This window comes from Aeromonas sp. FDAARGOS 1417, assembly GCF_019046985.1.
Taxonomy (GTDB): domain Bacteria; phylum Pseudomonadota; class Gammaproteobacteria; order Enterobacterales; family Aeromonadaceae; genus Aeromonas; species Aeromonas veronii.
Genome location: NZ_CP077221.1, coordinates 652,310 through 666,481, shown reverse-complemented (window position 1 = coordinate 666,481; position 14,172 = coordinate 652,310). Strand labels below are relative to the sequence as shown.

Sequence of the window (14,172 nt, the reverse complement as noted above, 5' to 3'; positions counted from 1 at the left end):
TACGGTCACGCGGTATTTCCTTCAAATGGGTCAAAGCCGGGCCAATTTAGCTTACAGTTGTTCGCTAAACAACTCCGATCACTTCATCAGCGGCCAAACAGGCGCCCCAGCAGGGATTGCAGCAGTCCGACTTTGGCAGTGGAGCCGTTCAACTCGTCCAACCGCTCCTGAATACGGCCAAACAGGGTATCGGGCATATCAGGCTCACCGGCGACACAGCCTGTGAGCAACTCGATGGCCTCTTCCACATGATCCACCGGGTGGATGTGGAACTGGCCCGCTTCAACCGCCGCAATCACCTCGTCAGAGAGGTTCAGCTGCTGGATGTTGGTGCCCGGCAAAATGATCCCTTGCTTGCCGGTGATGCCGTGGATTTTGCACACCCGGAAGAAGCCTTCAATCTTCTCGTTCACGCCACCAACGGCCTGCACATTGCCAAACTGATCGACCGCACCGGTCACGGCGAAGTGCTGATAGATAGGCTGGCGGGCGAGGGCAGAGAGCAGGGCACACAAGCCGGTCAGGGAGGCGCTGTCGCCATCAATTTCGTGGTAAGACTGCTCGAACACCAGATTGGCCGACAGGGGGGAGGGGTTCTCTGCACCAAATTTGTTGGAGAGATAGCCGTGGATAATCATCATCGCCTTGGCGTGGATATGACCGGCCAGCTCCGCTTTGCGCTCGATATCCGCCACATCGCCATCACCAAGGTGTACGGTCGCGGTGAGGCGCACCGGCTCGCCGAAGTCATAAGGGTGACCGGAGACCTGAATGACAGACAGGCCGTTGATCTGGCCAATCTCTTCGCCATCGGTTTGCAGCAGGATCTGGCCGTCGATAACCCCCTGATCGGACTGCTCAACCAGATAGTTGAGGCGGTAATCCTGCTCTTCCAGTGCGCCGCGAATATGCTCGTCGGTGACCACATCAGATTCCAGCTCCCGGGCCAGACTGTCAGCCATCCGCATGATGGCGGAGAGTTGCACTTCGGAGAGCGACAACCACTCCTGATGGTCACAGAGGCGGCTGGCATGACGACAAAGGGCGGCGAGGGCGGCTGGCGTGAAGTCCAGCAGGCTCCAGCGCTGGCGCAGCCAGGCCAGGTACTGCAGAAATTCCTGCAGATCCTCTTCAATATTCACCTCTGACACCAGATCCGCGCGCAGGAAGATGCGCTCGGACATATCGCGATCCAGCATCTGGAACTCGGCCACGTCGAGTCGGTCACCGACCAGGATCAGCTTGAGCTTGATGGGGGTCGCTTCAGGCGCGAAGAAGGGGGTCAGAGTTTTCCCTTCCTGATAGGCGTTCCAGTCCAGCTCGCCTTTTTGCATGGCATTTTTCAGTTTGAACCAGAGGTGCGGCTGATCCAGCAGCTCGTCCAGTTGCAAAATGAGGTAGCCGCCGTTGGCTTCGCGCAGCAAGCCAGGCTCCAACAGGTGCTGGTTGGCATACACAGAGCCTTGCTCGGTCTGGTAGTTGATGGAGCCAAACAGGGTATCCCAGTTGAGATCACGGCCATAAATTACCGGCGCTTCCTGCGCTTCGTGGTGGATCAGCAGGTTGATCAGAATGGGGTGCTGGAACTCCAGACCCAATGCCACGTGAGCCGCCAGATCGGAGAGGAAATCATCGATTTTCGGATCATTGTTCTGCTTGCGCATGATGCGGGTCACGATGCGTTCGGCATCGAGATGGTGGCTCAACAGCTTGAGCAGCTCGCCAACCATTTCGCAAAATTCGACGCCGGTGCCCGGTTGCAGGCGCAGCCAGATAGGCTTGTAGGGGTTGTTCAGATTCTCGGTGTAGCAGAGATCAAACAGGTCACCATCCTTGCCATTGGAGTCGGCAATCAGCGTCTGGCAAACGCCTTCGTAATCTGCACCGGGAAACCCGTTGAGCAGCATGACCGGACAGTCACCATCAAAACTGGCAAGACGTTTGATGCCGGAAATGGCTCTGGGTTGCAGCGCAGCAAAGGGGATAGGTTCAAGCTCGCTAAGCTTGGGGAACTGTTCAATCGCAAAAGCGGGTTTTAATTGTTCTGATGTTAATTCAGCCACTTAAGACATCCGGTCGAAGATAGGATCAATTGTTGCCATTATACACAGTTCAATAAGTGGTGACAGGAAACAAGATACTTAATTTAACATAATATACATTATGCGCAATCACCCAGTTGGCCAGGGACCAGAAAGACAGATGCCGATAAGTAGATTTATCGGCATCAGGGTTGATATGAGAGATAACGGGAGCCCCTATGTTTCCGTGTGTGGCGTCGTGTTGGGTAGTTCGCCCCGCACCTCGCGTGGCTTCGCCACATCGCGGTACGGGTCGAACTCACCACGTGCGACTCGCTCACGGCATTGGGCCTCTGGCATGTCGACCTTGGTCATTTGCTGCGTATAGCACATGCAACGATCAGCATCAGCAATGCAGGCAGCAACAACCGGCATGACTACAACAGTGCGCAGATGGTCATAGGCCGGCGCGGTGTTGGGCTCGCCATAGACCCTTGGGATGAACGACTCACGAATATCGACCTCTTTCTCTGGCTTGGGTGTCGACGCAACGGCCACAGGAGCGCCCTGTTGCTGCGAAACCGGCTGCGCGGGTGCTGATGTCATAGAGAACGGCGAACTGGACGCAGGTGCAGCCTTAGCCGTTGAAGTATTGGGAACTGGAGGTGCGAAACCTTGAGTAAAGACCTTATAGAGACCCCAAATAAGTAACGGAGACAAAAGAACAGGAATGGCTATAAACCAGACGGCCTTGGGGATACGGAATTTCACCTGCTGGTGAATACTGGCGCTCTTGTAGAGGCCAAAGCTGCTCTTGGGATGCTTCCACCGGAGTTTAGTAACAGCAGATTTCCAAGCTGTATCGGGGCTGGTTTTGCACTCAGACCACTCGTAAGCAATGACACCGAACGCAGTTCTACGAAGGTGGATATGCCGCCCAACAAGGCGGCGAATGTTCGCATGGATCAGGTTCGGATGCTGCGTGATGAGAGTGAAGTCGAGGCCACGGTGACGATGCGTCTCGAACTCGGCAATGGAGCGGTGTGGCGTCTTAGCGGATGCCTCTGGCCGCCAAATGCGTTGGGCCTCATCAACGATAATGTGAGCACCATGAGGTGCCCAGTCAGGCCACTCGAGTAGATCAGGGGCTACCTCGTGAGGTATCACCAGTTCGGGGATACCATCAACGAAGAGTTGGCGACCCGCCTTGGACTCAGGCTGAAGGATTTCATGGACGGTATAGAGCGTTTTACCGCCACCTGGAACACCTGTGATTAGAGTGATCATTTGATTTGGAACCTCTTCCACACTTGAACAGATAAGCGAGCCGCGATGGCCGCCACGATGATGCCGAACGCATCATTGAAACCAGCGATAGCAAAGATCGAGGCGATATCGGTCGGGATGTTGTTGTAGTTACCGCGAGCGCTCGATATCAAGCTGTTCACGGCAGTAATAACAGCGGCATAGCTAACCACGCCAATGCCGAGCTGTATCAGAACGCGAGTGACTATCGGGCCAGCAATAGACAACAACCATGCAGCGATATTCATGCATCACCCCCACCCTTACGGGTAACTCCAGCAACGATAAAACCGGCAGCAAGCAAGGCCAGCGCGATGACCAAAGGACGCAGCAGGCTGGCGAACTGGCAGACCGGCGAATAAGAGATGGTGAAGGATTGATCTTCCCAAAGGGGAATGACCTTATCAGCAGGGCATTGTGACGTTGAGGAACCCCAAGGGGTATAGGAAACATCAACGGGCCGCTCCTCGACCTCAAGCTTCTCATCCTTGAGTTCCCCCATCTCGGCACAAGCTATCGACATAGGGTTAGCTTCACAGAAGGTTGGCTTCTCTTTCTCAGGTTGCGGAGCGCCACCAGTGCCGCCAGCGGGGCCAGTATCTGGGACGATTTCAGGATTGGTAGCGCCGACAATCTTAACGGGGCCAATATCAATTTTCACACGAGTCGGAGAGGATGTTGTGCTAGATGGGGATATATCCATACGGTCACGCCACCAGTTACCATCTTTGAAATAAGGGTCACCCATCCACTCGGAAAAAGGAGTGAAGTCGGTGGATGAAATAGGGGGGTTGCCAAGTTGCGGAATATGGGAATAACCGTCAGAAAGAACAGGCCAAGAGGGGTCTGGCAGATTCAAAAAATCAGAATCGGAGTAATAAACAGGCTTAGGGTCTTTGGGGTTGATTGGGTAAAGGCATGAATCGAGAGTTGATGCAGGAGGGCACGACCTAATATAAACATAACCATTTGTAGACGTGCCGTTCGCCTTTGTGAAATAACAGCGGGAAGTTGATGGATTATAACTAGTAAAGTCCATCTTATATATTCCTGAAGACATGGACGCAACATTGGTACACGCTTGAGTAACGCTACTGCCCGTTGCGTTACCGACACCAGACATAGTTATGTCGTAATATTTTCCATATGTGTAAGTTGGGTCAATAAGAGAAGGGTCAACAGGAAAACAAAATTTTGTATCGCCATCACAAGGAACTGCGTTATTGGAATTGAAATAATCGTAAACTTCCATAGCGCCGAGAGCGGCTATTCCATAAGGGCCAAGCCTTCCCGCAACAGTTTTAAGAGATGATGATGCAATAGCACGATTAACGGCCATTTTAACGGGTAGATTGCGAGTTGTGCCATATACAGTAACGGCGCCAGTCGTGCGAACAAAACCAGCAGAATCCATTACACCGGCAGCAGTCCAAACGCCATTTGCCTGCTTAACGCCTTCGATTGTCATGGTCGTATATGCAGCGTTCGATATAGATGAAAATGAGGCGGCGATAATAAATAAGGCCGCCTTATATTTGGTAAACATATTCACCTCGTTGTGAACAATATAAAGAACATGCCGAGTATTGCTATCGACACGTATACGGCCTCGGGTGTCATATTTCGCTCCCTGCGTGCAAAGAGGTTGCGAGAGTGCGATAGGCCCAAGCGATAGCCCAAACAACGCCAATGGCCAAACAAATAGCCGAGGCTTGATATGCATTGAGCTGTTGGCAGGAAATAAGCTCTGGAGTGGAAACTACAACTGATCCAGTGCTGGATACTGTCTTGAGGGTTGAGCCTTCGACTCGAGTGAAGTAAGGGGCGGGATTGCCGTTCTGGTCAGTCCCGACCCCCGACATGTCAGCGGCCATGGCCGCCAATGTAGACTCGGGGGTGTTATAACAGACGCCTTTGTACTGGTAAGACATACAACACCCCCACTGAGTTACATTGCGCCACGAACCATCTTGTAACCCTTGATGGCCGCCATCACGCCGAGAACGGCGACACCGATGAGACCAGCAGCGACACCAACCTTGGCGATAACGCCGGTTACGGCGCTTACATCGATATCACCTTCAGCGGCGAACGCGGGAACGGAGGCAGTAGCGATAACAGCAGTAGCGCCCAGTTTCTTCAGCAGTGCAGTAGCTTGTTTTTTCATGGTCGTATCTCCCTATTGGGTTGGTTAAGTCCCCTACCCTGACCATGGGCGAGGGAACAGGTAACTGTTGCTTTAATTAGGCAACCTTGACCTGCTGGCCAACGGCGATGGGCAGCAGTTCGAGCTGGCCAGAGACGCCGAGTGATCCAAAACGGTCAACGATGAAAGACTTATCGGTGACGGTGTAGAACCCTTTCTGATAGGGCTGTGCGCCGTCCGGCAGGTTGAACTCGAAGCGAACCGGGTAAGGCTGGCCGTCCAAGTGCAGGTAGGCTTCTTGCTTGTTCATGCTGTAGGCCTTTCCGGTACGCTGGGAGGTGCCAGACTGATTGCGCACGTTCACGTTAGCGATTTCGATTTTCATAGGTGCAGTCCTTTATTGGCGGTATTCAACGGTCGAGCCGTCAGGGTTGATTCCGAACAGTTCAACGACCTGTTCGCGGATTAAATCAGCGTGGTAATCCCGTTCGCCAGCATACTCAAAGCGCAGCACCTCAGTTGTTGCGTCATAGGTCTCATACTGGAGAATGAATTTACCGTGCTCATCTATATGGCGTTGACGTTCGGCAGCGGCCCGAATATCAACGCAGGATTTGCGATTGCAGAAATAGTCACCGTTACCGATTATCGGGAGGTGGCAGCAGATGCAATATTTCATGCTACGGCCCTCAATTGAGTTTGCGGCATTACATACCAGCTCGGCGGAACGGCAATATTAGATTTGACCTCGCGACGAGCAGTAACAAATATCGGGCTGAACTTAGAGATATTGCATTTGGTGGCAATATCAATGCCGAGGTGGCGAAGTCTGGCGCGATGAGTTTGAATGGCTCGCTTTTTAAAATCAAATGTCTGGCCATGCATCCATTGAAGTGCATGGAGTGCAGTGGTATTAGCGGCACGGGTATTATCCACAATGCCCATAGTCAAAAGACGCTCGGATATAGTTTCAAAGTCCATAGATGTCACGCTCAGCTTTTGGTCGATATTAATAAATTCGCTCATTAACGATTCGAGTGGGCTGTAATCAGACAGTCCCCAATATTGCATGTTGTTGCGTTGCAGATATCTGTTTTTTAATTTCAGTTCGAAGCGGACGAGGCCGACAGAGCGGCAATAACCAATAACGTTCAAGAGTTGGCGCACTTCCTCGGAATCATCACCAAAGGCACGAGCAATTTTGCCAAGGGAGTGCAACTCCATTTCATAAGCCTTATTATAGACCGTTGGGTAAATAAGAGAGGCGTTACCCTGTTTCGATAACCAGTCTACTGAATTACCATCCGGATGAAGTCTAGGAATAGAGTGGCGATAACGAAGAGTGGACAAGCCGCTAATATAATCGCGCTCGTTAGAAGCACCGACAGAAATATTTTCAGTAACGTGTAGTTCTCGAATAATAGCACCATCGGCCCCGATGACTTCACAGGCAGAGCCTTGCGCATAATACAGCTTGGTGCACTTGCTGAATTGCGGGATTCGGTCACAGTTACCATAAATATCCCTCAGGATTGAGTTGTAAACGCAGACCATCGCATCAATGGAGCGGTAGCCCCACAAGTTCTCGAGGCGGCCCCAGCGGGAGGGGTTGCCAGACATGCGAATAGACGACCCGTTCACCTTAATCAGAACGCTGTCGCAAAAGGAGCCTTTGTGAGAGAACGCCGGAGCGGTCAAAGAACCAGTTTCCACAACCTCCCCCTCCTCTATCACAAGACGGGCATAAGCGTTGCCATCCAGAAGCGGCAGCTGAAACCCGAAATCCTGTTCTATGGTCAGCCAGTCGAAAAACATCTAATTTTCTCAGAAATTAGGATAATGTGAGAACCTTAGAATCCAAGTTCTAAGTTGTCAAGAAATATCATTTCTAAGATTCAAAGAGGGTTAAACTATGAATATCCAGTTGATAGAAGTAACAAAGAGTTGACCCATGCCGACTAAACACATCGATGACAACACGTGGAGGAAGGTGGAGACCGAGACGGTCAAGGCCGTCGTCGCGACCAAAACAAGCCTGAAGGATACGGAAGTTCTCAAGCTATTGATTTTGAAGGGTTTACAGGAAATCAAGGAAGAGGATTACATAGCCTACATAAACAAAAAGAAAGCGAAGTAGATCAGAGGTTACCGCAGGTTAGTGCGGTAAAGTCCGGGTGTTACTGGCCCCCGGACTCCGAGAGGCCCCAAAAGACCCCTGCCCCATGGCTGGGGTTTTTTAATGCCTAAAGAGGTGCAAGAAGTCGACAGTCTTTTGTCTACGACACGAGGACACGAGGGTGGCCTACGTTCCCGGGCATTAAAGACCGGTTTAGCAGGAAGGGGGGTGTCCCAGTCTCTGGGACAGATGGGCGTGTTCCGCCGCGAAACGGTGGTGGCCAACACGGGCAGCAGTGGGCGGCTTGTAGGGGCTTGCGCCCCTGATTACGTAACCGTTATGCATCGGTGGATGACGTAGCATCAGAAACAAGCTGAACAACCCAAGCCGACTGACAGGCATCACGGAGCCGTGTAGCAAGTTGTTTATCAAGGGGAAAAGTGATGCCACTTGCAACAGCGGTCATATAGGTAAGCAGCTCATCAGCATCAGAACGGTCAAAGGTGACAGTTACTTTTTTCATCTTATGGCGGGCACGATAAGCGGCCTGCTTTTCAGCTGAAGTCATGGGGCGATCACCTAAAGTAGGTCTCCCCCGGGGGCGTTTCGGCTTGGCCTGCTCGGGTTGAGGCTCAACTTGTGTAACTGTTACCAATTCAACAGGCTCGACGGGTTGCGATTCTTGGACTGTTTCGGTAACTGTTGCCAAATCTTCCTGCTTGGGCTTTTTAGTGGGCGCTTTTCTTTTAGTCACTGTTACCTCTGTTTGTGGCTCGGCCAGAGCGGTTACTGGTGAGAGGGATGCACGACGGGCCAACGTATCGGCAATCATCGCGTCGTTCTTGGCGGTAATCCGTTCAAGACCATCGCGCAAGACCTTAGCGGAATCATGCAGTGATGGAATGAAAACAGGCTGAGATGGCTTTGGAGGCATAGAGACCAACTGCTTCTCCAATTTATCGGCTTCCATGTCGGCCTCAATCATAAGAGCCTCGATAGCACGACGCAGAGGAATAGCTCTGGAAGGCCACACAGGCTCATCAAGAGGCAAGTCAGCTGGTGTCATACCAAGAGCCTCAAGAGACTCAATAATACCGTAGAGGTCGGGCTGCTTAATAGCAGCAAGGAGGCTGTTGTACCGGGTACGAAGGTCTGCGATGTATTGCTTGTAGTCCATGACGAAGTTCCTTTTTGTCACTGTTGCTTTAATTAGTATAGCAACGGTTACAAAATGCACAAGCATTAAAGTAACTAAGACAAAAAGATTTCGCATAATGCGGGTTATGTTACGGGCGCTCCGGTGTTGAAACGATGCCCGCAAGCGGGCCCACGTTCCTGCCTAGTCGCGTTCCCCTGCCCCTTCGGGATTGTCGCAGGGGAAAAACCACTCAACATAACCACCAGACATTATGCGCAATCACCCAGTTGGCCAGGGACCAGAAAGACAGATGCCGATAAGTAGATTTATCGGCATCAGGGTTGATATGAGAGATAACGGGAGCCCCTATGTTTCCGTGTGTGGCGTCGTGTTGGGTAGTTCGCCCCGCACCTCGCGTGGCTTCGCCACATCGCGGTACGGGTCGAACTCACCACGTGCGACTCGCTCACGGCATTGGGCCTCTGGCATGTCGACCTTGGTCATTTGCTGCGTATAGCACATGCAACGATCAGCATCAGCAATGCAGGCAGCAACAACCGGCATGACTACAACAGTGCGCAGATGGTCATAGGCCGGCGCGGTGTTGGGCTCGCCATAGACCCTTGGGATGAACGACTCACGAATATCGACCTCTTTCTCTGGCTTGGGTGTCGACGCAACGGCCACAGGAGCGCCCTGTTGCTGCGAAACCGGCTGCGCGGGTGCTGATGTCATAGAGAACGGCGAACTGGACGCAGGTGCAGCCTTAGCCGTTGAAGTATTGGGAACTGGAGGTGCGAAACCTTGAGTAAAGACCTTATAGAGACCCCAAATAAGTAACGGAGACAAAAGAACAGGAATGGCTATAAACCAGACGGCCTTGGGGATACGGAATTTCACCTGCTGGTGAATACTGGCGCTCTTGTAGAGGCCAAAGCTGCTCTTGGGATGCTTCCACCGGAGTTTAGTAACAGCAGATTTCCAAGCTGTATCGGGGCTGGTTTTGCACTCAGACCACTCGTAAGCAATGACACCGAACGCAGTTCTACGAAGGTGGATATGCCGCCCAACAAGGCGGCGAATGTTCGCATGGATCAGGTTCGGATGCTGCGTGATGAGAGTGAAGTCGAGGCCACGGTGACGATGCGTCTCGAACTCGGCAATGGAGCGGTGTGGCGTCTTAGCGGATGCCTCTGGCCGCCAAATGCGTTGGGCCTCATCAACGATAATGTGAGCACCATGAGGTGCCCAGTCAGGCCACTCGAGTAGATCAGGGGCTACCTCGTGAGGTATCACCAGTTCGGGGATACCATCAACGAAGAGTTGGCGACCCGCCTTGGACTCAGGCTGAAGGATTTCATGGACGGTATAGAGCGTTTTACCGCCACCTGGAACACCTGTGATTAGAGTGATCATTTGATTTGGAACCTCTTCCACACTTGAACAGATAAGCGAGCCGCGATGGCCGCCACGATGATGCCGAACGCATCATTGAAACCAGCGATAGCAAAGATCGAGGCGATATCGGTCGGGATGTTGTTGTAGTTACCGCGAGCGCTCGATATCAAGCTGTTCACGGCAGTAATAACAGCGGCATAGCTAACCACGCCAATGCCGAGCTGTATCAGAACGCGAGTGACTATCGGGCCAGCAATAGACAACAACCATGCAGCGATATTCATGCATCACCCCCACCCTTACGGGTAACTCCAGCAACGATAAAACCGGCAGCAAGCAAGGCCAGCGCGATGACCAAAGGACGCAGCAGGCTGGCGAACTGGCAGACCGGCGAATAAGAGATGGTGAAGGATTGATCTTCCCAAAGGGGAATGACCTTATCAGCAGGGCATTGTGACGTTGAGGAACCCCAAGGGGTATAGGAAACATCAACGGGCCGCTCCTCGACCTCAAGCTTCTCATCCTTGAGTTCCCCCATCTCGGCACAAGCTATCGACATAGGGTTAGCTTCACAGAAGGTTGGCTTCTCTTTCTCAGGTTGCGGAGCGCCACCAGTGCCGCCAGCGGGGCCAGTATCTGGGACGATTTCAGGATTGGTAGCGCCGACAATCTTAACGGGGCCAATATCAATTTTCACACGAGTCGGAGAGGATGTTGTGCTAGATGGGGATATATCCATACGGTCACGCCACCAGTTACCATCTTTGAAATAAGGGTCACCCATCCACTCGGAAAAAGGAGTGAAGTCGGTGGATGAAATAGGGGGGTTGCCAAGTTGCGGAATATGGGAATAACCGTCAGAAAGAACAGGCCAAGAGGGGTCTGGCAGATTCAAAAAATCAGAATCGGAGTAATAAACAGGCTTAGGGTCTTTGGGGTTGATTGGGTAAAGGCATGAATCGAGAGTTGATGCAGGAGGGCACGACCTAATATAAACATAACCATTTGTAGACGTGCCGTTCGCCTTTGTGAAATAACAGCGGGAAGTTGATGGATTATAACTAGTAAAGTCCATCTTATATATTCCTGAAGACATGGACGCAACATTGGTACACGCTTGAGTAACGCTACTGCCCGTTGCGTTACCGACACCAGACATAGTTATGTCGTAATATTTTCCATATGTGTAAGTTGGGTCAATAAGAGAAGGGTCAACAGGAAAACAAAATTTTGTATCGCCATCACAAGGAACTGCGTTATTGGAATTGAAATAATCGTAAACTTCCATAGCGCCGAGAGCGGCTATTCCATAAGGGCCAAGCCTTCCCGCAACAGTTTTAAGAGATGATGATGCAATAGCACGATTAACGGCCATTTTAACGGGTAGATTGCGAGTTGTGCCATATACAGTAACGGCGCCAGTCGTGCGAACAAAACCAGCAGAATCCATTACACCGGCAGCAGTCCAAACGCCATTTGCCTGCTTAACGCCTTCGATTGTCATGGTCGTATATGCAGCGTTCGATATAGATGAAAATGAGGCGGCGATAATAAATAAGGCCGCCTTATATTTGGTAAACATATTCACCTCGTTGTGAACAATATAAAGAACATGCCGAGTATTGCTATCGACACGTATACGGCCTCGGGTGTCATATTTCGCTCCCTGCGTGCAAAGAGGTTGCGAGAGTGCGATAGGCCCAAGCGATAGCCCAAACAACGCCAATGGCCAAACAAATAGCCGAGGCTTGATATGCATTGAGCTGTTGGCAGGAAATAAGCTCTGGAGTGGAAACTACAACTGATCCAGTGCTGGATACTGTCTTGAGGGTTGAGCCTTCGACTCGAGTGAAGTAAGGGGCGGGATTGCCGTTCTGGTCAGTCCCGACCCCCGACATGTCAGCGGCCATGGCCGCCAATGTAGACTCGGGGGTGTTATAACAGACGCCTTTGTACTGGTAAGACATACAACACCCCCACTGAGTTACATTGCGCCACGAACCATCTTGTAACCCTTGATGGCCGCCATCACGCCGAGAACGGCGACACCGATGAGACCAGCAGCGACACCAACCTTGGCGATAACGCCGGTTACGGCGCTTACATCGATATCACCTTCAGCGGCGAACGCGGGAACGGAGGCAGTAGCGATAACAGCAGTAGCGCCCAGTTTCTTCAGCAGTGCAGTAGCTTGTTTTTTCATGGTCGTATCTCCCTATTGGGTTGGTTAAGTCCCCTACCCTGACCATGGGCGAGGGAACAGGTAACTGTTGCTTTAATTAGGCAACCTTGACCTGCTGGCCAACGGCGATGGGCAGCAGTTCGAGCTGGCCAGAGACGCCGAGTGATCCAAAACGGTCAACGATGAAAGACTTATCGGTGACGGTGTAGAACCCTTTCTGATAGGGCTGTGCGCCGTCCGGCAGGTTGAACTCGAAGCGAACCGGGTAAGGCTGGCCGTCCAAGTGCAGGTAGGCTTCTTGCTTGTTCATGCTGTAGGCCTTTCCGGTACGCTGGGAGGTGCCAGACTGATTGCGCACGTTCACGTTAGCGATTTCGATTTTCATAGGTGCAGTCCTTTATTGGCGGTATTCAACGGTCGAGCCGTCAGGGTTGATTCCGAACAGTTCAACGACCTGTTCGCGGATTAAATCAGCGTGGTAATCCCGTTCGCCAGCATACTCAAAGCGCAGCACCTCAGTTGTTGCGTCATAGGTCTCATACTGGAGAATGAATTTACCGTGCTCATCTATATGGCGTTGACGTTCGGCAGCGGCCCGAATATCAACGCAGGATTTGCGATTGCAGAAATAGTCACCGTTACCGATTATCGGGAGGTGGCAGCAGATGCAATATTTCATGCTACGGCCCTCAATTGAGTTTGCGGCATTACATACCAGCTCGGCGGAACGGCAATATTAGATTTGACCTCGCGACGAGCAGTAACAAATATCGGGCTGAACTTAGAGATATTGCATTTGGTGGCAATATCAATGCCGAGGTGGCGAAGTCTGGCGCGATGAGTTTGAATGGCTCGCTTTTTAAAATCAAATGTCTGGCCATGCATCCATTGAAGTGCATGGAGTGCAGTGGTATTAGCGGCACGGGTATTATCCACAATGCCCATAGTCAAAAGACGCTCGGATATAGTTTCAAAGTCCATAGATGTCACGCTCAGCTTTTGGTCGATATTAATAAATTCGCTCATTAACGATTCGAGTGGGCTGTAATCAGACAGTCCCCAATATTGCATGTTGTTGCGTTGCAGATATCTGTTTTTTAATTTCAGTTCGAAGCGGACGAGGCCGACAGAGCGGCAATAACCAATAACGTTCAAGAGTTGGCGCACTTCCTCGGAATCATCACCAAAGGCACGAGCAATTTTGCCAAGGGAGTGCAACTCCATTTCATAAGCCTTATTATAGACCGTTGGGTAAATAAGAGAGGCGTTACCCTGTTTCGATAACCAGTCTACTGAATTACCATCCGGATGAAGTCTAGGAATAGAGTGGCGATAACGAAGAGTGGACAAGCCGCTAATATAATCGCGCTCGTTAGAAGCACCGACAGAAATATTTTCAGTAACGTGTAGTTCTCGAATAATAGCACCATCGGCCCCGATGACTTCACAGGCAGAGCCTTGCGCATAATACAGCTTGGTGCACTTGCTGAATTGCGGGATTCGGTCACAGTTACCATAAATATCCCTCAGGATTGAGTTGTAAACGCAGACCATCGCATCAATGGAGCGGTAGCCCCACAAGTTCTCGAGGCGGCCCCAGCGGGAGGGGTTGCCAGACATGCGAATAGACGACCCGTTCACCTTAATCAGAACGCTGTCGCAAAAGGAGCCTTTGTGAGAGAACGCCGGAGCGGTCAAAGAACCAGTTTCCACAACCTCCCCCTCCTCTATCACAAGACGGGCATAAGCGTTGCCATCCAGAAGCGGCAGCTGAAACCCGAAATCCTGTTCTATGGTCAGCCAGTCGAAAAACATCTAATTTTCTCAGAAATTAGGATAATGTGAGAACCTTAGAATCCAAGTTCT

General features: G+C 51.5%; 17 protein-coding genes. 1 reads left to right on the top strand and 16 read right to left on the bottom strand.

What is annotated here, in order from left to right; genetic code table 11:
- Positions 1 to 86: 86 nt before the first annotated feature.
- From I6L47_RS02990 to I6L47_RS22435, 8 genes are all read right to left on the bottom strand, one after another.
- Positions 87 to 2,063 carry a Lon protease family protein gene (locus I6L47_RS02990; protein ID WP_005336580.1) on the bottom strand — a complete coding sequence of 659 codons (1,977 nt, stop codon included), beginning with the start codon at positions 2,061 to 2,063 and terminating at the stop codon, positions 87 to 89.
- A 195-nt stretch (positions 2,064 to 2,258) separates the two neighbouring features.
- Positions 2,259 to 3,308: a zonular occludens toxin family protein gene (locus I6L47_RS02985; protein ID WP_216948622.1), complete on the bottom strand. Its 1,050-nt coding sequence runs from the start codon at positions 3,306 to 3,308 to the stop codon at positions 2,259 to 2,261.
- On the bottom strand, positions 3,305 to 3,574 hold the full coding sequence (locus I6L47_RS02980) for a DUF2523 domain-containing protein (protein ID WP_216948621.1): 270 nt from the start codon (positions 3,572 to 3,574) through the stop codon (positions 3,305 to 3,307). Before I6L47_RS02980 ends, I6L47_RS02985 begins: the two co-directional genes overlap by 4 nt.
- The gene (locus I6L47_RS02975; protein ID WP_216948620.1) at positions 3,571 to 4,872 is read right to left on the bottom strand and encodes a virulence factor TspB C-terminal domain-related protein; all 1,302 of its coding nucleotides are present in this window, start codon (positions 4,870 to 4,872) and stop codon (positions 3,571 to 3,573) included. Before I6L47_RS02975 ends, I6L47_RS02980 begins: the two co-directional genes overlap by 4 nt.
- A 402-nt stretch (positions 4,873 to 5,274) precedes the next feature.
- A complete protein-coding gene (locus I6L47_RS02970) occupies positions 5,275 to 5,493 on the bottom strand; it encodes a major capsid protein (protein ID WP_216948619.1) in 219 nt (72 codons plus the stop codon).
- A 76-nt stretch (positions 5,494 to 5,569) separates the two neighbouring features.
- Entirely contained in the window at positions 5,570 to 5,857 is a 288-nt protein-coding gene (locus I6L47_RS02965) for a single-stranded DNA-binding protein (RefSeq protein WP_216948618.1), read from the bottom strand.
- A gap of 12 nt (positions 5,858 to 5,869) precedes the next feature.
- Positions 5,870 to 6,151 (bottom strand): hypothetical protein, encoded by a 282-nt coding sequence (locus I6L47_RS02960; RefSeq protein ID WP_216948617.1) that lies wholly within the window; start codon positions 6,149 to 6,151, stop codon positions 5,870 to 5,872.
- Entirely contained in the window at positions 6,148 to 7,287 is a 1,140-nt protein-coding gene (locus I6L47_RS22435) for a phage/plasmid replication protein (protein ID WP_254204805.1), read from the bottom strand. The genes I6L47_RS02960 and I6L47_RS22435 overlap by 4 nt, the downstream gene beginning before the upstream one ends.
- A gap of 136 nt (positions 7,288 to 7,423) precedes the next feature.
- Here I6L47_RS22435 and I6L47_RS02950 point away from each other — a divergent pair, with 136 nt between their 5' ends.
- A complete protein-coding gene (locus tag I6L47_RS02950) occupies positions 7,424 to 7,609 on the top strand; it encodes a hypothetical protein (RefSeq protein WP_216948616.1) in 186 nt (61 codons plus the stop codon).
- 316 nt (positions 7,610 to 7,925) lie between these two features.
- Here I6L47_RS02950 and I6L47_RS02945 read toward each other — a convergent pair whose 3' ends face one another.
- The 8 genes from I6L47_RS02945 to I6L47_RS22430 all read right to left on the bottom strand — a co-directional run bounded on the left by I6L47_RS02945 (position 7,926) and on the right by I6L47_RS22430 (position 14,121).
- Entirely contained in the window at positions 7,926 to 8,765 is an 840-nt protein-coding gene (locus I6L47_RS02945; RefSeq protein WP_216948615.1) for a hypothetical protein, read from the bottom strand.
- 327 nt (positions 8,766 to 9,092) lie between these two features.
- Positions 9,093 to 10,142, bottom strand: coding sequence for a zonular occludens toxin family protein (locus I6L47_RS02940; RefSeq protein WP_216948622.1), 1,050 nt, complete (start codon positions 10,140 to 10,142; stop codon positions 9,093 to 9,095).
- The gene (locus tag I6L47_RS02935; protein ID WP_216948621.1) at positions 10,139 to 10,408 is read right to left on the bottom strand and encodes a DUF2523 domain-containing protein; all 270 of its coding nucleotides are present in this window, start codon (positions 10,406 to 10,408) and stop codon (positions 10,139 to 10,141) included. Before I6L47_RS02935 ends, I6L47_RS02940 begins: the two co-directional genes overlap by 4 nt.
- Positions 10,405 to 11,706, bottom strand: a complete 1,302-nt coding sequence (locus I6L47_RS02930) for a virulence factor TspB C-terminal domain-related protein (protein WP_216948620.1) — start codon at positions 11,704 to 11,706, stop codon at positions 10,405 to 10,407. The genes I6L47_RS02935 and I6L47_RS02930 overlap by 4 nt, the downstream gene beginning before the upstream one ends.
- Positions 11,707 to 12,108: 402 nt before the next feature.
- Positions 12,109 to 12,327, bottom strand: a complete 219-nt coding sequence (locus I6L47_RS02925) for a major capsid protein (protein WP_216948619.1) — start codon at positions 12,325 to 12,327, stop codon at positions 12,109 to 12,111.
- Between the two features lie 76 nt (positions 12,328 to 12,403).
- Positions 12,404 to 12,691 (bottom strand): single-stranded DNA-binding protein, encoded by a 288-nt coding sequence (locus I6L47_RS02920; RefSeq protein WP_216948618.1) that lies wholly within the window; start codon positions 12,689 to 12,691, stop codon positions 12,404 to 12,406.
- 12 nt (positions 12,692 to 12,703) lie between these two features.
- Positions 12,704 to 12,985, bottom strand: a complete 282-nt coding sequence (locus I6L47_RS02915; protein WP_216948617.1) for a hypothetical protein — start codon at positions 12,983 to 12,985, stop codon at positions 12,704 to 12,706.
- Complete coding sequence (locus tag I6L47_RS22430; protein WP_254204805.1) at positions 12,982 to 14,121, bottom strand: phage/plasmid replication protein; 1,140 nt, start codon at positions 14,119 to 14,121, stop codon at positions 12,982 to 12,984. Before I6L47_RS22430 ends, I6L47_RS02915 begins: the two co-directional genes overlap by 4 nt.
- Positions 14,122 to 14,172: the final 51 nt, after the last annotated feature.

Coding starts and splice junctions, on each gene's coding strand:
- I6L47_RS02970 (WP_216948619.1), bottom strand. CDS start 5,493: ATGAAAAAACAAGCTACTGCACTGCTGAAGAAACTGGGCGCTACTGCT.
- I6L47_RS02980 (WP_216948621.1), bottom strand. CDS start 3,574: ATGAATATCGCTGCATGGTTGTTGTCTATTGCTGGCCCGATAGTCACT.
- I6L47_RS22435 (WP_254204805.1), bottom strand. CDS start 7,287: ATGTTTTTCGACTGGCTGACCATAGAACAGGATTTCGGGTTTCAGCTG.
- I6L47_RS02965 (WP_216948618.1), bottom strand. CDS start 5,857: ATGAAAATCGAAATCGCTAACGTGAACGTGCGCAATCAGTCTGGCACC.
- I6L47_RS02960 (WP_216948617.1), bottom strand. CDS start 6,151: ATGAAATATTGCATCTGCTGCCACCTCCCGATAATCGGTAACGGTGAC.
- I6L47_RS02985 (WP_216948622.1), bottom strand. CDS start 3,308: ATGATCACTCTAATCACAGGTGTTCCAGGTGGCGGTAAAACGCTCTAT.
- I6L47_RS22430 (WP_254204805.1), bottom strand. CDS start 14,121: ATGTTTTTCGACTGGCTGACCATAGAACAGGATTTCGGGTTTCAGCTG.
- I6L47_RS02950 (WP_216948616.1), top strand. CDS start 7,424: ATGCCGACTAAACACATCGATGACAACACGTGGAGGAAGGTGGAGACC.
- I6L47_RS02930 (WP_216948620.1), bottom strand. CDS start 11,706: ATGTTTACCAAATATAAGGCGGCCTTATTTATTATCGCCGCCTCATTT.
- I6L47_RS02915 (WP_216948617.1), bottom strand. CDS start 12,985: ATGAAATATTGCATCTGCTGCCACCTCCCGATAATCGGTAACGGTGAC.
- I6L47_RS02940 (WP_216948622.1), bottom strand. CDS start 10,142: ATGATCACTCTAATCACAGGTGTTCCAGGTGGCGGTAAAACGCTCTAT.
- I6L47_RS02925 (WP_216948619.1), bottom strand. CDS start 12,327: ATGAAAAAACAAGCTACTGCACTGCTGAAGAAACTGGGCGCTACTGCT.
- I6L47_RS02920 (WP_216948618.1), bottom strand. CDS start 12,691: ATGAAAATCGAAATCGCTAACGTGAACGTGCGCAATCAGTCTGGCACC.
- I6L47_RS02975 (WP_216948620.1), bottom strand. CDS start 4,872: ATGTTTACCAAATATAAGGCGGCCTTATTTATTATCGCCGCCTCATTT.
- I6L47_RS02935 (WP_216948621.1), bottom strand. CDS start 10,408: ATGAATATCGCTGCATGGTTGTTGTCTATTGCTGGCCCGATAGTCACT.
- I6L47_RS02945 (WP_216948615.1), bottom strand. CDS start 8,765: ATGGACTACAAGCAATACATCGCAGACCTTCGTACCCGGTACAACAGC.